The following is a 16718-nucleotide window of genomic DNA, read 5'->3' on the forward strand; positions in this document are numbered from 1 at the left end:
CCTTCATTTGCGTATTTTTTGCCCCGCGCTCCGGGGCTGGGATAACGAATCGATCAGACGCGCTTTTGCATCCTCCGGCGTCTGCCGGGGCGGTTCATTGATCAGGTATTGCAGCGCATCGTTCCACTCCGCCAGACTTGCTTCCTCCGGGCCGATCTTTTTCAGGGCCCGTACCAGCCGCACCTGCTGGATGCCGTCCAGAAACCGCAGGTCGGAAAGATACTCGCATCCAATCCTGACCGCCAGGGCGTCCAACAGGGAAATCGTTACCTTCAGAGTCTCGCCTCCTCCCGCTGCCAGCCGATGGTGAGCGGTTCTGTCTCTACATCCGGCCAAGGGCTTGCCCCGCCGGCAAGTCCATACCGGCCCGGATACCTGCCTGAGTCTCCAGGATCCATTTGCGCAGGCGCCGGGGCTTTCCCCCGTCACAAAGAGCGGACCGGGCTGTATGTCCGCACCCCACGCAAAGTCAATGTCAGCTCCTCCACGGGCCGCGCTCTGGGCCGATGGCTCGGCACAATCGTCTTTACCGTCCTTACTCCTGCCACCTGCTCGCCCTCCCTTATCAACCAAATCAACATTTGGTCCTTTCTCATGGGGCGGATTTGGGGATAAGCGGAGAAACGAGGCAAAAATAAAACGTCTGTTCCCCCATTCAAAGGGGAAACGGACGTGAAAAAGTAAGGCCGCAGAAAATGGAACCGTGCGGCCTGGATTTTTGCACGCAAAAGCCTGAAACTGCCTTGCATTTCAAGGATCAGGATGGTATAATTTGTGTACGATATGTAGCCGAAAACAGCGGGATGTCTGCGGCTTTTGCGGCGAAATGTTGAATTTGCCTATGAGACCAACCCCAGACGGTCGAGCTGCTTCACTTGCTCGGCCCCGGTAGTCAGGAGATAGACGCGCGTGGTTTCGATGCTGGAGTGGCCCAGCACATCCGCCAACTTGGCAATATCCTTGTAGGCCCGGTAATACGTCGTTGCGAATAGGTGCCGCAGGTTGTGCGGAAAGACCTTCTCCGGGGCCACACCGGCCGCCTTACACAGCCGTTTCATTTCCGCCCAGATCTGCCGTCTCGACAAACTTTTTCCGCTTCGGGTGACAAAGAGCTCACCAGAAGCGATTTTTTCTTTTCGGGCGTACTTCAACAGCTTCCGGCACAGCTTATTGGGCAGCAGAATTACCCGGATTTTACCTTTCAGCGTGATTTCCGCCCGGCCCCGCTGGGCGGCCTCCACGGTAAGATACTTTACCTCGCTGACCCGGACGCCGGTACCGCAGATCGCCTCCATCAGCAGGGCAAGGCGCTCTTTGCCGCTGGCCCTGGCCGTATCTACGAGCAGGTCATACTCAGGCCGGGTCAGTTCCCGGGTGGAATCCCGGAACATCCTGCGCTGCACCTTCAGGAACTTTACCCGGAAGTCCCGGCCCTGGAAGCGAAACAGGCTGTTGATTGCGGCCAGCATGGAATTGACCGTGGCGGGAGCATGGTTGGTGGAAACCAGATGCTCCTTCCAGGCAGCCGCAAGGTCTTTTGTCACGGTCCGCTCCTCCAGCCATGCGGCAAAGGACCGCACGTCCCGCAAATATTTTTCGATGGTGCCGGGCGCGTGTTCCTCCGAGCGCAGATACAGGGCATAGGCCGCAATGGTCTCTGGGGTCAGTCTGTTTATATCCATTCAAAAAGCCTCCGATCGTTGTGGTACCTGTATTTTACCGGATTCAAGGGGGACTATACGGATAGAGGTACTGGCTGCGTATGGGGATATGACCGCCAAACAACCACGCTGACCGCTGTACTGGAAAAGCTGACGGCGGAGCGGGCTGAACTGGCAAGCGGCGTGGACAATGAACACCCGGCGCTGGCGGCCGTTATGAAGTACCAGAACATCGAATGTCTGACCCGTGACATTCTGGTGGAGCTGCTAGACCACATCAAGGTTTACGAAAACGGTAATATCAGCGTCCGCTTCAAGTTTGCCGACGAGCTTCGTAAAATCGTCGAGTACATCGAACTCAACGCCGAACCCCACGCACAGGTTGTTTGAGCAGGTTCTACCCCACCGCGACAGCCTGTTTTCCTAATAGCGGTAATCATATGGAAAGAGCACCCCAAATAAAAGACCGCTGCGTTACAACGATCTTGCGTTTGGGATGCCGGGGCGGTTTGAAACATTATGGTTCAAGCCGCCGGGTTCCGTCTTGAACGACTGGAATACGGCTGGCGCAATAAGCGTACCGTTCAAGAGCGCGGCGGTATCCGGGAGAGAGCGCCGTGTTTGGGGAGCCTCCCCGAAAGCGTTTGGCGGCCCGGTCTGCCAAAACAGCGCGTACGGCCACACCCGCTCTGCTGCCCGGCGCGCGGACAGGAAACAGCGGCGGATACAGGCCTGTCTCTGATTCGGACGGGAAACCGTCCAGCCAGGGAGGAAAACGGACGATGAAAGAATCGAAAATTTATCCCCGGACGGGGGATCGCCAGACGGTCTATCTGAAACAGGTCGTTACTGATCCCGGCATCACCGTGGGCGATTATACCATGTACAACGACTTCGTAAATGACCCTGCGGAATTTGAAAAGAACAATGTCTTGTACCACTATCCCATCAACCATGACCGGCTTGTGATTGGTAAATTCTGCTCCATTGCCTGCGGAACCAAATTCCTCTTTAACAGCGCCAACCGCAGCCGGACCTCGCTCTCTACATACTCCTTTCCCATCTTCTTTGAGGAGTGGGGGCTCAGCCGGGAGCGTGTGGACGACGCATGGGACAACAAAGGAGATATTGTCGTCGGCAGCGATGTCTGGATTGGATTTGAGGCGGTCGTTCTGGCGGGCGTGACCATCGGAGATGGGGCCATTATCGGCGCCCGGGCTGTCGTGACAAACGATGTTGCGCCCTATACCATCGTGGGCGGCGTCCCGGCCAAGCCGATCCAAAAGCGGTTTTCCGACGCAGTCGCTTCTACCTTGCTTGCGCTGCGGTGGGGATTGGCCGGAGGAAAGGATCGCCGCCAACCTGAGTGCGATCCAGTCGGGACGCATTGACCAGATCCGGTAAATATTGAAAAGAGCCAGATGAAACGCCGCAGAGCCAAACACGACAAACCGTCGTATTTGGCTCTGCGGCATTGCGTTGCGTTCAATTGCTTAATCGGTCCAAAAGCCCGCCCGGCTAACAGGGTCAATCCGGCGGCGAATGGGAAATAGGGCAGCACATAAATTTTAGGCATCACCGGACAATTCCCCACGCACGTCCTGGCGGCCAATTTGCCCCACAAATGCGTTGCAAAACCTTGCAATACACAAAGTATTCCTGCGGTTTTACGCCTTTTTGCGGCACAAATTTTCGCGCCAATCCGCACGCGTTGAATCATGCGGTAATGCCTTAATTTCGTGCGCCTGCGCGTCGCTGTGTCACGCAAGACCGACTTTGGCAACGGATTAATTTTGTTTTGAAGCGGCCATTTGCAATTATTAATTGTTGAATAGGACAATTAAGTTTAGTATAATCATTTTGAAAGATATAGAAGCAAAGTAGAATTGACCGGGCTGAGCATGAGAGATACTGCAGATGAGCAGGCGGAAAACGGAAGTGTTCAAACAAACTGCATTACACCATTGGTGAATAAACTTTATACAAGATGGACGATAGGAAATGAAGAAAAAAAGAACAATATACGAAAGTGCGATCATCGAAAACGCCCTTGATGTGATTTTTGGGCAGAGCGATGCTGCGTCTGCCATTCATACTGTTCTTGGAATGCTGGGCGAGCATTTCAGCGCTGGCCGTGCATACATTTTTGAGGACGGCATCGATAATCTGGGCGGCAAGAACACCTATGAATGGTGTGCTGCGCAGGTTGCTCCACAGGAAGATAATTTTAAACATGTGAGCTACAAAGATGTTTTAGATTGCCCTATATCTGAATTATTTGAAGAAAACAGCGTCTGGTACCGATCGGACCTTTCAAAAATGGAGGACGGTCCGCTAAAAGAGCTTCTTTTGAACCAGAATATAAAAGCGGTAATTCTTGTTGCGTTATTTGAATATGGGGATTTTGTGGGATTTATTGGACTTGATTTTTGCGACGCACCGAAAGAGCTGTCAAGCGAGCAAATAGAAATTCTTCGGGTTATGGCAAAGATTATTTTTTACGTGATATCAGGAGCAAAATATGCCGAGTTGAGAGGGCTTGCCTCTTCGTTGCAAGAAAGGAGCAGGGACCTAAAGAATCAACTTTCTACCGAAAGAAAAGCATTTTTTGATGTCATGGGGAATAATGCGTTGTTTACGGTGCATTCCGACTTGACAGATGGGCTGATCATTGAAGATATTCTTGCGCCGGATGGAAGCAGCCTTCTTGCAGCCCTGGGGTTCAGTGTTCCTGCCCCCTATGATGAAGAGGGGCGTGCTTTCATCGAGAACAATCAGGTTGAGATGATTACTCCAAATGCCGCCCGCTGCTTTCAACACAAAGAGGCAATAAACATATTTTATGAAGGAATAGGTTCTGCTCCGTATGACATTTATATTGGCTCTACCGATATGTATGTCCGCATGAATGTTATCTTTTATAAAAACCAGGATAACGGGCATATCATGTGCTACTGTATGTGTACAGATATTAGCGAACAATATAAAGAAATCCGGCAGCTCAAAAAGCTGGAAACGATAAATGAACAGCTGAAATATGAATCGACTCATGACGGAACTACAAGGCTATTGAATAAATCAGCTGCGCAAGAACAAATCAAAACTTGCATCAACAGGAAGGACGGCAAAACAGGGGCATTGGTTTTGATAGATATCGATAGCTTTAAATCCATTAACGACCGTTTTGGCCATACTGTTGGAGACAAAGCTATTCTCAGTGTTGCCGAAACAATAAGAAAGAGGTTTCGGCAAACAGATGTATTAAGCCGTTTTGGCGGAGACGAATTTGTTGTTTTCATAAAAGATGTCTCCAATCCTTCGGGGCTCATGGATAGGATTGCAGACTTCTTATCGCATGTGACCGAACTGGTGATCGAAAAAGATAGGTCTGTTTACTTGACCTGCAGTGCTGGGATTGCCATCGCCAAGAATGGTGAAACGGATTTTGATACGCTTTACCGTCACGCAGACACAGCCCTGTACGTTTCGAAAAATAACGGGAAAAATAGATATTATGTATATTCAGAGGAAATGAGGCTTGAGGATGCGTCTGTTGGCTCGGTAGAGCTTAGCCCCCAATAGACTATATACAAAGCAAATAAAATTATAGATGCCAACAAATATGAGGTAAAAGGTCCGGACATTCCAAGGCGGCGGCTGTATACAGCCGCCGCCTTTTGCAAAACGCCCCCGGCTATGTCGATCGGGAAACATAGCGCTACTCCTTCAAAAATCTTCCGTCCTGCCCAAACGTGAAGCGGCCGCCCGCCGCCTCGGCGAAGTGCAGCTTGGCGATGCCCAGGTCGATCCAGTCCATCGCCCGGCTGGCGTCCACCGCCGCCGTGACCGTGCCGCCATCATAGGTAAAGACCGGTTTCTGGCGGTTCACCGCGCTGGGAGCCAGACGCACGGCCTCCATGGCCGCCAGGACCCACGCGGGCGCGGTTTCATAGCCCCGCAGCCGCTGGGATACCGGCTTTCGTTTGCGGCTGAGGGCATGTCGAATCAGCTTCTCCTTCGTGGACTGCTCTGCCACATGGCCCACCGTTATCACGCACAGCATGGTTTCCCCATTGGGGATTGCGAACTGCCCCCGGTCAAAGGTGCCGCCGACCCAGCAGGTGCCAAGGCCCATGTCCGTCAAATCCAGCATCAGCTGCTCGCCGTAATAGCCGAGCTTTTCGGCTAGGTCAGGCAGGTCCGCCGCCCCCTTCAGAACGATGACGGAGCGCACGCCGGAGAACATTCCGTAGCTCTTTCGCATGGAGGTGAACGCCTTCCCGGCGTCCTCCGCAAAGGCGAAGGCCAGCCCGGATTCCCGGTTCAGTCCGTCGACCCCTGCGCGGATGTCCTCCTGCAGCTCCGCCGCGATGGGCGTTTGCAGATAGCTCCGCCTGGAGATGCGATTGCGGATGGCCGCTCTCATATAATGATCCCCTCGCAGTGGTCGATCTCGTGCTGGATGATCTCCGCCGTCCAGCCGGTGAAGGTCTTGAAGCGCACCTGGAACGCCTCGTTCTGGTACCGCACCTTGATGGACCGGAACCGTTTCACCGTCCGGGCACCGGTGAGGGACAGGCAGCCCTCCTCCGCCTGATAAGGCCCGGAGCATTTGACGATCTCCGGGTTGAACAGGACCATGTGAGTGCCCCCGTTGTCGAAGGCGATGATGCGCTTGTTCGCGCCGATCATGTTGGCCGCCATGCCCACGCAGCCATCCTTGTGAGCTTCCAGCGTTTCCAGTAAATCCTGCGCCACGCAGAGGTCGTCCGCCGTAGCCGGCTTGGCCTTCTGGGCGAGAAACGCTTCGTCCTTGCAAATTTCCCGAATCATATACGGTCTCCCCCGTGTGTTTATTCTCCTGCCAGCCACTTCAGGGCGCTGAAGGCGTGGAGCGCCGCGCCCCGGGTCAGAATGTCCTCGTTGAATACGACGTTTTCATTGTGCATGGGTTTTCCGAACCGCGGGTCCTCTGCCGCCGTACCGGCGCCCAGCAGCAGATAGGCGCAGGGCAGCTCGTAGGTGTAGGACGCGAAATCCTCCGAGCCCATTCCGCCCTCGTCCAGGGGGTAGACAGAGCGCTCCCCGAACAGCTCTCCGGCGAACCCCGCCATGCTGTCCACCAACTCCGGATCGTTGATCAACGGCGGCGCAGAGGCCAGCTCCTCCGCCGCAGCGCTGCCCCGGAAGGCCTCCGCCGTACCCTTGGCGATGACCCCGATGCGGTGCATGATCTTCGCGGAGAGCTCCCGATCAAAGGTGCGGATGCTGCCCTCCAGCACAGCCTCCTGCGGAATGATATTGGGGGCCTCGCCGCCGCTGAATTTCCCGATGGTCACAACAGCGGGCGTCTTTGCGGCGATCTCTCTGGCGGTGATGGTCTGGAGCGCCAGATAGACATGGGCGGCGATGTTGAGGGGGTCCACGCCGGTCTCCGGCATGGCGCCGTGGCAGCCCACGCCCCGGACGGTCACACGGAACAACGTGCAGCCTGCCATGAAGGTTCCCCGGCCGCACAGCACCAGACCGGAGGGTGTGCCGGAGTTGACGTGCAGCGCCAGTCCGGCCTGAGGTCTCGGGTCGTTCAGAACCCCTGCCGCCAGCATGGCCTTGGCTCCCGTAAAACCCTCCTCATCGGGCTGGAACACCAGCTTAACGGTACCCTTCAGCTCGTTTTGATGCGCTCGCAGAAGCCGCGCCGCCCCCAGCAGCATGGCCGCATGCATATCGTGGCCGCAAGCGTGCATGGCGCCGTTTTCAGACCGAAACGCCAGATCCGCCTGCTCCGTGATCCTCAGGGCATCCATATCGGCCCGCAGCAGGATGCACCTGCCCGTGTCCTCGCCGGTGATGGAGGCGATGATGCCGCTCTCGCAGATCTCCTCCGGCTCGTAACCAAGGGCGGTAAGCCGCCGCTTCACATATGCGCTGGTTTCCGGCAGGCAGGTGCCCACCTCGGGACTTCGATGGAGATTCCGCCGGTCGGCAAGGATCTCCGATCGGAATTGCTCCGCGGAATCCAAAATTGCTGTTGCATCGATCATGATATCATACTCTCCTTACAGTTGTGTTTATCCCGAATCATGTCATGTTCTCCCGGTTTTCTTGCGGAGCTTTAATTCCACATTTCTTCTGCCGGCGATCGTTTGAAGTACCTCCGCCGCGTATCGGCTCTTTTCCTTCATGGGCAGTTCCCCGGCGGTGTACAACTGCTCCATGGCCTCCCGCAGCTCGGACAGCTCCAGCAAATTGACCGCCAAGCAAAAGAAGGTCTTTCGGCGGCCGTCGTTATAGTGTTCCAACAGCTGGTTCAAAATCTGCACCTTCTCCGCCTGCTCGCGGTTGTACGCGCAGACGCCGATCTTCCGCGCCCGTTCCAGATCCGCTTTCTGCCGTCTGTGGGTGATAAACGAGTCGAATTCCTCGCATCCGCTGTATTTTTCACAAGGGTATCGCCCGCATTCATGGCAGTATTCCACTTTTCCATGCTCCAGGCTGCACCGGGCGATGGCGCAGGATTGGTTCCCGTTCCCGCACCCGCCGCAGTACTGCCCCAAAAACATGGGGCACAGGCCGCAGTTCAGCCCGCAGAGGGAAAGCAACTGATTTTTTCGTTCGAACCCTTTCATGCCGTCAACTCCCCGAGAAAGGCTTTCACCGTTTTCTGCACTGCCGCAGGCGCCTGCTCGTCGCCGTATTGGATATTGATGCACCGCTTGCCCGCCTTGCAGGAGGGCAGCTCCGCCCCCCGGCCGGGCCGCATAGTCCGCGCCGGAACAGCGGATGCTGAAATGGTTTTTGCCGCCGAGAAGGCTGCATGGCCCTCATTCCTCTTTCGGCCCACCCGCCGTATGGGCAGGGAGAAGGAGAGATCCGGACGCAGACCCGGGAACTCCCGCGCCAGGAAGGCGGCAAACTTCCTGCCGTAGGCCTGCCCGTTCCCGTTCTGGGTCTCGAAATATTCCGAAATTGCTCCAGACGCCATGGCGCGGCTCCTTATCGGTTCACAGCCGGATTCCCCAGTCGCCATAGTCGAAGGCGCCGCTGCCGTGATGAAGCTTTCCCTCCGCCTTAAGCCGCCGCAGGGCCTCCCGCATACGAATCAGGATGTCCGGCTGAATCTCCAGTGAATGGTGTGCGGGAAATACCTTTTTTACAGGCAATGCCGCGATCTTTTCCAACGAGGCGAGATAGGCCTCCGGGTCGGTGGAGGGATAATAGGCAAACAGCACATCCTTGTAAACCAAATCGCCCGTAAATAAATACCCGTTTTCCTTCTCCCAAAAGCATAAATGTCCCGGCGCGTGTCCGGGTGTATGCAGCGCTTCAATTTGCCGCCCGCCGATGTCAATCACAGCATGGTCGGCCAGCACCTTTGTCGGTATCCCCTGGAAGAACTCATAATTGCTTACGTCAAAGCCCTCGGGCAAATCACAGCGGTCAACGACCATTTCCCGGATTGTTTCCATGGACAGGGGAAACCCGCCGTTCAGCCAGTCCAATTCCGCAGAGTGGGCATAGAAGTCGGGGAAATACCTGTGTCCGCCTATGTGGTCCCAATGAACGTGCGTCGCCACCGCCGTAACGGGCTTATCGGTGAGCTTCACCACTTCGTCGTAGATGTTGCAAATACCAAGCCCCGTATCAATCAGCAGGCTCCGTTCCCTGCCGTTCAGCAAATAGCAGTGCGTTTCCTCCCAGTGCCGGTATTCACTGATGATGTAAGTGTCCGCGTCGATTCTGTCTTTTGTAAACCAGTCGTTCATGGTTCTGCGCTCCTTTGACCTCTCGTTTTTCCGGTTCATAAAATTGGGCTGTATCCGCTCCTGCGCCGGTAACGGCAGTCACAGAACGGGCCGCCGGATGCGACGAACAAATTCACTGTTTTCCATAAGGCTTGCTTGATACCTTATGCTGTAGCTCTTTTCAAGGCTTTTTATCAACCTGCACGGATAATCGGAACACTCAAAGCAATAGGACAATTCCTTGGTTTTGACACAATCCTTTATTTTGCACGTGCGGCAATGTTCCGGCTTTCCTCTGTCGCTGTTTAAGCAGCCTGCGCATGGTTTTTTGTGATAGCAATGCTTATAGCAAACCAGGCAATTCATCCCGCAAGGAGCAAACATCATCTTATCAATTAGTCCTTTTGACATTTTCATACCATTTACCACCGCTCAAATTCCAACTTTACAGCTCGTCCAACCGGGGTTGCTCTGAGAAAGGATGCTCCTTTTCGTATAAGGCGGCTATCTCCTGTACCCTGCGTTTCATTTCCGCGCGGATATGCGGCGGCTCCAGACACTCACATTTACTCCCAAAGCTCATCAGAATGTCGTAGTAATAATCCTTCTCGATGAAAGGGAAGGTCACAATGTAGTGTTCCTCACCATCTGGCAGAAAGTGTTCATATGAGCAAAAATCCAGCACCCGTTCCATGACGGATTGATGAATGCGGATTTTGATTTCCATCTGCATCGTTTTCAGAAGATCCGCAACGTCCAGCTGAGGCTTTTCGTAATCCCGCGGCGTGAAAACGTCCTCCCGCATCTGCAGGTTCGACATGCGGGATAGCTTGAATAAACGGAATGCATTCCTTTTGCGGCAATACCCTTGCAAATACCAGTGATTGCTTTTCAGCACAAGCTGATGCGGCTCGGCTGTTCGCTCGGTCTCAATTCCGTGGCGGTCCGTGTATGCAAAGGAAAGCAGCCTGCTTTCCTGCAACGCGGTTTTGATCATTTCTACATACGGCTGTATGTTCTGATTGCCCATCCACGGACTTAAATCAATGTGAAGCTGATTCGCTTTTAATGCGATATCGTTTGCCTGGGCGGCAGGAACAAAGCTCTTGACCTTCGCAAGCGCGTTTACCAGCTCATCCCCTCGCATCACGCTGGAAAGGTTGGAAAGCCCCATTAGGATGGCGGAAAGATCAGCGGTCGAAAAAACACGTTTATCAAGCTTGTATTCCCGCATGATCTCAAAGCCGCCGCCCACTCCCGAAGTGGAACAAACGGGAATCCCAGCCATATTGATCGTGTCCATGTCACGGTAGATCGTGCGGGGCGAGACTTCGAACATCTCTGCCAGCTCCTGTGCGCCGACCCGTTCTTTTTCAAGGAGTATCATAATCAAACTGACAAGCCTGTCTACCCGCATCCGACGGCCGCCTCCCCAAACTCCCTTTTCATCGTGGATTATTGCCACACTATTGTCAACGATCGCATAGTACAATAAGATCATCAAAAACACAATGAGAACGGAGGAATTTTATGGTTACAGTCTATGTCTACATTCTGGATACGTTAGCTGATTGGGAACTGGGTTATGTTACCTCAAAGTTGCATTCCGGACGTTTCTTCAAAAAAGGCGCCCCTCAGTTATCCCTCAAAACAGTTGGTAATGCCAAAGATCCGATTCATACGATGGGCGGGCTGACGGTGGTGCCGGATTGCCTGATTGACGATGTTGCTGTGTGTGAAACCAGCGTGCTGCTGCTGCCGGGGGCGAATACATGGAACGACCCCAAACAGGGGGCGATCATCGAAAAAGCAAGCGAACTTCTCTCGGCAGGCGCTACGGTAGGTGCGATCTGCGGGGCTACCGCAGCCCTTGCCGGTTTCGGGCTGTTGGATGGGCGTCCGCATACCAGCAATGGGCCGGGATTCCTTGAAATGGTTGTTCCAGGTTACAAGGGACAAGGCTATTACATCGACCAGCCGTCTGTCTCGGATCACAACCTGATCACCGCAGGCTCCACCGGAAGCTTGCTGTGGGCGAAGCAAATTATTGCGCATTTGGGCGTTTTTGAATGGAATACGCTGGAATCCTGGTATGCATACTTCAGCACCGGTAAACCGGAATACTTCTACGCCCTCATGCAGACGTTGCCGTCCGGTGATGAGGCGTGATTTGCCGCTGCCTTGTTTGTGGCTGCCTGCAGTCAGCGCACTCCTTCTTTCACCAGCGCAAAAGCGTGAGCCTCCCGCAGCCAGCCCATCAACTCGCCGTCCAGCTGGTCCGGCTCGGACACGATGGTGTGGTGGGTCCAGCGGTTGGGGTACGGCTCCACGGCCGCGGCGATGCGGGGCGAGTCCAGCCGGTGGGAAAGGCCGAAGGTCACGATTAGGAACACCTCCGGGCAGCCCTTCATCCGCCGCAGGGACACAAAGGCATAGCCGTACTTCACCTTGAAGGTGATTTGGGATTTTTGCACCTGCAAAGTGGTATCCGGGCACTCGGTCAGCAGCTTGTTCCGCAGCACCTCATACAGCGGTAATGCGCCGGGCGTCGTATTGAAAAACATCCGTTCATCTGATGTCATAATGAATCCTCCCTCATTCCGCCCGTGCCGCGCGGCCCCATCAAAACAGGCTCAACTGCTCCTGCCGGTTGGCTTCAAACTCTCTGAGGTACTGGAAAACCGCGTCGTTATCATGTAGAATTCCGGCCTCCTTGCAGCGTCGGTGGAACAGCCGCATCAGCGCTCCGCCATTTGGGCTGTCCAGCAGATAGGCGCTGCCGTACCGGCGGATATACTGCTCCTTCAGGCCCGGGAACTGCCGGTCCAGCTGTTTGTAAAAGTATTCCCGGCTGCCCTCCCGCAGCGTCAGGCCCATGCCGAAGCAGATGACGCCCGTCACGCCCGCCTCAATGCAGTAATCCAGAATCCCGTTGACGTTCTCCGCCGTGTCGTTGAGAAACGGAAGGATCGGGCAGAGCCAGACCACCGTGGGAATGCCGGCCTCCCGCAGCGTTTTCAGCGCCGCGAACCGTTCCCGCGTGGTGCTGACATTGGGCTCGATTTTGCGGCAGAGGGCTTCGTCGTAGGTGGTCATGGTCATCTGGATCACGCACTTGGTCCGCTCGTTGATGCGTTTCAGCAGGTCAATATCCCGCAGGATCCGGGTGGATTTCGTGATAAGGGTCGCGCCGAAACCGTATCGCAGGGCAAGCTCCAGCGCCTGCCGGGTGTGGCAGAGCCGTTCCTCCAGCGGAATGTACGGGTCGGTCATGGCGCCCATGCCGATCATGCAGGGCTTGCGCTTGCGGCGCAGAGCGTCCTCCAGCAGCGGAATGGCGTTTTCCTTGACCTCGACGTCCTCAAAATCGTGCTCCATGTGGTAGCAGGCGCTCCGGGAGTCGCAGTAGATGCAGCCGTGCTGACAGCCGCGATACAGGTTCATGCCGTTCTTGGCCGATAAGATTCCTTTTACCGTTGTGTAGTGCATCCCGCGCCCCCTTTCCCGGTGAGCCCATTATAGCAGAATCGCGTGCCGGCCGGTATCATATTTCTGCGGATATTTCCACCTTTCTGTGGTATGTGCTTGTACTGCAAGGATTGAGAGGATACAGGATATAGTCATAACCACCGGCTGTGCCTAATCTCATTAAGATAGCCACCCCAACGAAACCGCTTCCGGGAGAGAATCTCGGAGGCGGTTTCGTAAACACATACATCAGAAAAGAGGACACGGCAAAAGCGCGGAGTTTCCTCCGCGAAAAACGAATGTGAAATAACCTCAAATCATCCGGTACTGAAAACCGGTCGGGCGCTTCACACGCATATTCCTCGGTTTTTGCTGGCCAGGCCGGATGGGAAGCAGGAACTTTGCAATCAAAGACTCCACATTATAGAACGTCATTCTGGAAGATATCTCCTGCTTGATGAATGGGCGCTTTTTGGCATGAAAGTGTGTCAGCGCTTCAAATCCCGGAAAGATGTCTCGATGCCCCAGCATTTGTGGTAAAGCTTACGGAGCAGCAGAGGCGGGAACTGGTCTGCGGGAAGGTTGGTGATTACGGTTTCGTACATGCCCTCTTTGACCGCAAATCTGACCATACGTAAGGAGATCGGATACAACGCATCGCTTGCGTCCCTGATATAGTCGAAATGAACCTTGCTGAGGATCCAGCGGTACTTCCAATGGCATTGGTGGTATAAATCAGCCGCCGGACTTCCTGAGGAAACTTGAAATAGGTACTCAGATTGGGCCTGTTGTCCTGCCAGGAGGCCGAAATCTTCGGGTATTTCTTGTCCCACCGCTGGGCAAATACCTCCAGTGCTTCCAATGCAGCAGCCTCGTCCACGGCTGCATATACCGCTTTCAAGTCTGCCATCAATGCTTTCAGATCCTTGTAGGAAACGTACCTGGTGGAATTGCGAATCTGGTGGATGATACGGTTCTGGATTTCCGTTTTTGGGAAGACTGCTTCAATGGCAGCCGAAAATCCAGTCAGATTGTCCGTGCAGGCAATGAAGATATCTTTCACACCTCGATTGCGCAAACCATTCAGCACAGCTGCCCAAAACTTGGCGCTTTCGTTTTCACCGACCCACATTCCCAGAACGTCTTTTCGCCCGTCAAGGTTGATGCCAATGGCAATATAGACTGCTTTCTTGACGATCTGCCCTTCGCTTCTAACATGAAAGTGGATGGCATCCAGAAAGACTACCGCATAGACAGGCTCCAGTGACCGTTGCTGCCTGAAATCAAGGCTATGCCGGCAGAGGGAAAAACGCAGCGGGAAGTTGCAGAATACTATGGCTCCCAGAATAAGCGGGTGGGGAAAAGGCTGCTTGAGCGGGAGCGGAGAAAAGAACGCAAGCTGGAAGCCGGGATCCTTCCACGTCCAAAAGGACGGCCAAGGAAAGATGCTGCTCCCAGAGACATTGCAGCAGAGCAGGCCTGTGAGATCCAGCGACTGCGCATGGAGAACAAATTGCTGCGGGATTTTCTGCGGTCCGCAGGAAGGAGGTGAGGGCAAGGGTAAAATACCACATCATATTATCGTCACAGCGGCGTGTATCCGGTGCCCGTCATGTGGGCGTTTTTTGCAGTATCCAGAAGCGGCTGCTACGCCTTTGTCCATCGCCCGGGCAGGCCGGAGAAGGAGGCTGCTCTTGCAGAACGCATTGCACAGCAGCAGGAACGCAGCTTCCAAACTTACGGCTATCGGCAAATGTGGCTGTGGCTGAAAAGTCAGAACATTTTCCGCAATCCCAAAACTGTACTGAGGATCATGAAGAAGTATGATCTGCTGTCTGAGATTCGCCGCCGCAGGAAATGGACGCAGATGGGACAGCAGCTTCACAAATATGAGAATTTGCTCAGCAGAGATGTTCATGCGGACAGTCCCAACCGCAAATGGGTAACGGACATCTCTTATATCCACACCAAACAGGGGGTGCTGTATCGTTCCATGATTCGGGACCTCTGCGATAACGGCATTGCAGCCTGCAAGACCGGGAGGCGGCAGACTGTAAATCTGGTCCTGGACACCATTCGTCCGGCGATGAAGAAAGAGAAAAAGAGGGTCGCTGCGGGACTCTGCCTCCACAGCGGCCAGGGATTTCAGTACGCCCCACAAGCATACTTCAATCTGACTCAAGCATACGGCATTACGCTTTCCATGTCAAGGAAAGGCAACCCATATGATAATGCCATGGCGGAAAATCTCTTCTCCCTTCTTAAAACAGAGTGCATTTACCGCCGCAAACCGGCGACTTTCGGTGCCGTCAAGGTTTGAACCTGTTGACAAAAAGAAAAACTGGGCCGAGGAAACACTTCCTCAGCCCACATAAATTGAATTTTTAGTTTATTGAAGATGGCCCTAACCATCCGTTTCAGGTTTAAGGCCATGACAGCCAGGAGGCATTCCTCGGTTGCTGCTGAAATGCCTCTCTTGCGGATTTTTGAAATGCAGTGTTCCCGTTTTAGAACAGAGAAGCTGCCCTCTGCCCAGATTTTTCGTAGCCGCATCATGGAGTAAAACTCCGGCGTTCCAACACGTTGGTGCCCTCTGTAAAACGCTGGATAACAGCTGCCGGCCAGGATTCTGCGCCGAATACCGGACTTGTCAAAACAAGTCGGTCGGTTGGGGCAATGCACGCAAGTATTGCCCTCTGTTTGGTAGCAGCGCAGATACTTGCCGGTGGATTTGTTGCAGTTCAGCCTATGGTAAGTGAGTGGCACTCCTTTTGGACAAATAAATGTGTCTCGCTCCAGATCGTAAGAAAAGCCGTACTTTTCAGGGAGATTGGAGAACTGAATAGCAGGAATATATCCAGTAATCCCCAGTAGTTACAAACCACGATGAACAGCGCCGGTCTCATAGCCGCAATCCAGCGCAATGTTTCTCATGGGGACACCACGCTTTATTTGTTTCTCCAGATGGCGCAGAACTTGAATACTCTCCTTCTTATTTGCGCTATACACATCAACTCCGGTCACAATACCGTGTTTGCAATCCACAGTTGACTCTATCAGATACCCAATACCACATTTGCTGCCGTGGTTGATATAGCCGCTATCAGGATCGGTTCGGCTGGTAGTGCGACGTTTCTTTACAGTTTTCACCGGTGGCTTTTTGAATCCCGGTTGTCGAGAGAGTTCTTCATCCAAACAGTCCAGGTAGCTCTGCATACTTTTCTCAATTTCAACTTCTACATCAACCCAGCTTTCTCGGGACACGTTGGCCGGGATATAGCTCCCATCCGCAACCATCGCTTTCCCATCTATAAGGCCGCTGGTAATACACCGTTTTACAATTTCCTGAAATACTTTTTGGAAAAGATCGCTTTGCTGCCATTTGCGTGTTCTGGTTTTGCTGAAAGTGGAGTGATCCGGAATTGCCTCATCCAACTCAAAACCGCAAAACCAACGGTAAGCGAGATTGAACCACACTTCCTCCTCCAACCGGCGTTCTGATTTGATGCCATATAGATAGCCCACCAGAAGCATCTTGAACATACAGACGGGATCCACAGATGGGTGCCCGATAGAGGGATAATATGGTGCAAGCAAGTCGTATATGAACTCGAAGGATATGACCCGGTCAATTTTCCGCAATAAATGTTTCTCTGGGATCAAGGATTCCATATCCACGAAAACCATTGCCATTTGCCCATCTCACCGTCCCATCATGCTCTATCCCTCCTATTATAATATGTTTAGGGTTAAGGCACGGCAGCCAGCCGTGTCTTTTTCCATATCATTGCCTAAGCTACAATAAGGGGAGCAACTGGCTGACCAATCCCTCCTTGGGCTTTCA

At 53.8% G+C, this 16718-nt stretch carries 17 protein-coding genes and 3 pseudogenes; 5 read left to right on the forward strand and 15 right to left on the reverse strand.

Translation table 11 applies throughout. The features are described from left to right. Positions 1-3: 3 nt before the first annotated feature. Both H8S57_RS13185 and H8S57_RS13190 read right to left on the reverse strand, forming a co-directional pair. A complete protein-coding gene (locus H8S57_RS13185) occupies positions 4-336 on the reverse strand; it encodes a hypothetical protein (RefSeq protein WP_243204824.1) in 333 nt (110 codons plus the stop codon). 503 nt (positions 337-839) lie between these two features. Continuing rightward, entirely contained in the window at positions 840-1682 is an 843-nt protein-coding gene (locus H8S57_RS13190) for a tyrosine-type recombinase/integrase (protein ID WP_186908495.1), read from the reverse strand. A gap of 18 nt (positions 1683-1700) precedes the next feature. Between H8S57_RS13190 and H8S57_RS13195 the strand changes: the two genes are divergently transcribed. The 3 genes and pseudogenes from H8S57_RS13195 to H8S57_RS13205 all read left to right on the forward strand — a co-directional run bounded on the left by H8S57_RS13195 (position 1701) and on the right by H8S57_RS13205 (position 5243). Continuing rightward, positions 1701-2051 (forward strand): hypothetical protein, encoded by a 351-nt coding sequence (locus H8S57_RS13195; protein WP_353845876.1) that lies wholly within the window; start codon positions 1701-1703, stop codon positions 2049-2051. Positions 2052-2443: 392 nt separating this feature from the next. Further along, positions 2444-3065: pseudogene (locus H8S57_RS13200) on the forward strand (CatB-related O-acetyltransferase). Positions 3066-3662: 597 nt separating this feature from the next. Next, positions 3663-5243 carry a sensor domain-containing diguanylate cyclase gene (locus H8S57_RS13205; RefSeq protein ID WP_186908496.1) on the forward strand — a complete coding sequence of 527 codons (1581 nt, stop codon included), beginning with the start codon at positions 3663-3665 and terminating at the stop codon, positions 5241-5243. A gap of 136 nt (positions 5244-5379) precedes the next feature. On the opposite strand, the gene H8S57_RS13210 is transcribed toward H8S57_RS13205, so the two are convergent. From H8S57_RS13210 to H8S57_RS13245, 8 genes and pseudogenes are all read right to left on the reverse strand, one after another. After that, the gene (locus H8S57_RS13210; protein WP_186908497.1) at positions 5380-6087 is read right to left on the reverse strand and encodes a nitroreductase family protein; all 708 of its coding nucleotides are present in this window, start codon (positions 6085-6087) and stop codon (positions 5380-5382) included. After that, positions 6084-6494: a peptide deformylase gene (locus H8S57_RS13215; RefSeq protein WP_186908498.1), complete on the reverse strand. Its 411-nt coding sequence runs from the start codon at positions 6492-6494 to the stop codon at positions 6084-6086. The genes H8S57_RS13210 and H8S57_RS13215 overlap by 4 nt, the downstream gene beginning before the upstream one ends. Positions 6495-6514: 20 nt before the next feature. Further along, the gene (locus H8S57_RS13220; protein WP_186908499.1) at positions 6515-7705 is read right to left on the reverse strand and encodes a M20 metallopeptidase family protein; all 1191 of its coding nucleotides are present in this window, start codon (positions 7703-7705) and stop codon (positions 6515-6517) included. A 42-nt stretch (positions 7706-7747) separates the two neighbouring features. Then, positions 7748-8290, reverse strand: coding sequence for a DUF3795 domain-containing protein (locus H8S57_RS13225; RefSeq protein WP_186908500.1), 543 nt, complete (start codon positions 8288-8290; stop codon positions 7748-7750). Then, on the reverse strand, positions 8287-8646 hold the full coding sequence (locus H8S57_RS13230; protein WP_186908501.1) for a DUF1801 domain-containing protein: 360 nt from the start codon (positions 8644-8646) through the stop codon (positions 8287-8289). Before H8S57_RS13230 ends, H8S57_RS13225 begins: the two co-directional genes overlap by 4 nt. A 19-nt stretch (positions 8647-8665) precedes the next feature. Beyond that, a complete protein-coding gene (locus tag H8S57_RS13235; protein ID WP_186908502.1) occupies positions 8666-9427 on the reverse strand; it encodes an MBL fold metallo-hydrolase in 762 nt (253 codons plus the stop codon). Positions 9428-9529: 102 nt separating this feature from the next. Further along, a pseudogene (locus H8S57_RS13240) lies at positions 9530-9823 on the reverse strand (DUF3795 domain-containing protein); the annotation flags it as partial. Between the two features lie 28 nt (positions 9824-9851). Further along, entirely contained in the window at positions 9852-10823 is a 972-nt protein-coding gene (locus tag H8S57_RS13245; RefSeq protein WP_186908516.1) for a helix-turn-helix transcriptional regulator, read from the reverse strand. A 113-nt stretch (positions 10824-10936) separates the two neighbouring features. Between H8S57_RS13245 and H8S57_RS13250 the strand changes: the two genes are divergently transcribed. After that, a complete protein-coding gene (locus H8S57_RS13250; protein WP_186908504.1) occupies positions 10937-11575 on the forward strand; it encodes a DJ-1/PfpI family protein in 639 nt (212 codons plus the stop codon). 32 nt (positions 11576-11607) lie between these two features. Here the strand turns inward: H8S57_RS13250 and H8S57_RS13255 are convergent, their stop codons facing one another. From H8S57_RS13255 to H8S57_RS18255, 3 genes and pseudogenes are all read right to left on the reverse strand, one after another. Further along, on the reverse strand, positions 11608-11988 hold the full coding sequence (locus H8S57_RS13255) for a DUF5655 domain-containing protein (protein WP_186908505.1): 381 nt from the start codon (positions 11986-11988) through the stop codon (positions 11608-11610). A 40-nt stretch (positions 11989-12028) separates the two neighbouring features. After that, a complete protein-coding gene (locus H8S57_RS13260) occupies positions 12029-12895 on the reverse strand; it encodes an SPL family radical SAM protein (protein WP_186908506.1) in 867 nt (288 codons plus the stop codon). Positions 12896-13589: 694 nt separating this feature from the next. Next, positions 13590-14150 (reverse strand): annotated as a pseudogene (locus tag H8S57_RS18255) (IS256 family transposase); the annotation flags it as partial. A 318-nt stretch (positions 14151-14468) separates the two neighbouring features. Between H8S57_RS18255 and H8S57_RS13275 the strand changes: the two are divergent. After that, positions 14469-15194, forward strand: a complete 726-nt coding sequence (locus H8S57_RS13275) for an IS3 family transposase (protein ID WP_369807627.1) — start codon at positions 14469-14471, stop codon at positions 15192-15194. On the opposite strand, the gene H8S57_RS13280 is transcribed toward H8S57_RS13275, so the two are convergent. Beyond that, complete coding sequence (locus tag H8S57_RS13280; RefSeq protein WP_369807629.1) at positions 15152-15745, reverse strand: transposase; 594 nt, start codon at positions 15743-15745, stop codon at positions 15152-15154. The two genes, H8S57_RS13275 and H8S57_RS13280, sit on opposite strands and share 43 nt — an antisense overlap. A gap of 3 nt (positions 15746-15748) precedes the next feature. Continuing rightward, complete coding sequence (locus tag H8S57_RS13285; protein ID WP_186908510.1) at positions 15749-16546, reverse strand: transposase; 798 nt, start codon at positions 16544-16546, stop codon at positions 15749-15751. Positions 16547-16718: the final 172 nt, after the last annotated feature.

Origin of the sequence: Lawsonibacter hominis (assembly GCF_014287895.1) — a bacterium.
In the GTDB taxonomy this organism is placed as follows: domain Bacteria; phylum Bacillota; class Clostridia; order Oscillospirales; family Oscillospiraceae; genus Lawsonibacter_A; species Lawsonibacter_A hominis.

Coding starts and splice junctions, on each gene's coding strand:
- H8S57_RS13245 (WP_186908516.1), bottom strand. CDS start 10,823: ATGCGGGTAGACAGGCTTGTCAGTTTGATTATGATACTCCTTGAAAAA.
- H8S57_RS13250 (WP_186908504.1), top strand. CDS start 10,937: ATGGTTACAGTCTATGTCTACATTCTGGATACGTTAGCTGATTGGGAA.
- H8S57_RS13260 (WP_186908506.1), bottom strand. CDS start 12,895: ATGCACTACACAACGGTAAAAGGAATCTTATCGGCCAAGAACGGCATG.
- H8S57_RS13285 (WP_186908510.1), bottom strand. CDS start 16,546: ATGGAATCCTTGATCCCAGAGAAACATTTATTGCGGAAAATTGACCGG.
- H8S57_RS13205 (WP_186908496.1), top strand. CDS start 3,663: ATGAAGAAAAAAAGAACAATATACGAAAGTGCGATCATCGAAAACGCC.
- H8S57_RS13235 (WP_186908502.1), bottom strand. CDS start 9,427: ATGAACGACTGGTTTACAAAAGACAGAATCGACGCGGACACTTACATC.
- H8S57_RS13225 (WP_186908500.1), bottom strand. CDS start 8,290: ATGAAAGGGTTCGAACGAAAAAATCAGTTGCTTTCCCTCTGCGGGCTG.
- H8S57_RS13210 (WP_186908497.1), bottom strand. CDS start 6,087: ATGAGAGCGGCCATCCGCAATCGCATCTCCAGGCGGAGCTATCTGCAA.
- H8S57_RS13190 (WP_186908495.1), bottom strand. CDS start 1,682: ATGGATATAAACAGACTGACCCCAGAGACCATTGCGGCCTATGCCCTG.
- H8S57_RS13255 (WP_186908505.1), bottom strand. CDS start 11,988: ATGACATCAGATGAACGGATGTTTTTCAATACGACGCCCGGCGCATTA.
- H8S57_RS13215 (WP_186908498.1), bottom strand. CDS start 6,494: ATGATTCGGGAAATTTGCAAGGACGAAGCGTTTCTCGCCCAGAAGGCC.
- H8S57_RS13220 (WP_186908499.1), bottom strand. CDS start 7,705: ATGATCGATGCAACAGCAATTTTGGATTCCGCGGAGCAATTCCGATCG.
- H8S57_RS13230 (WP_186908501.1), bottom strand. CDS start 8,646: ATGGCGTCTGGAGCAATTTCGGAATATTTCGAGACCCAGAACGGGAAC.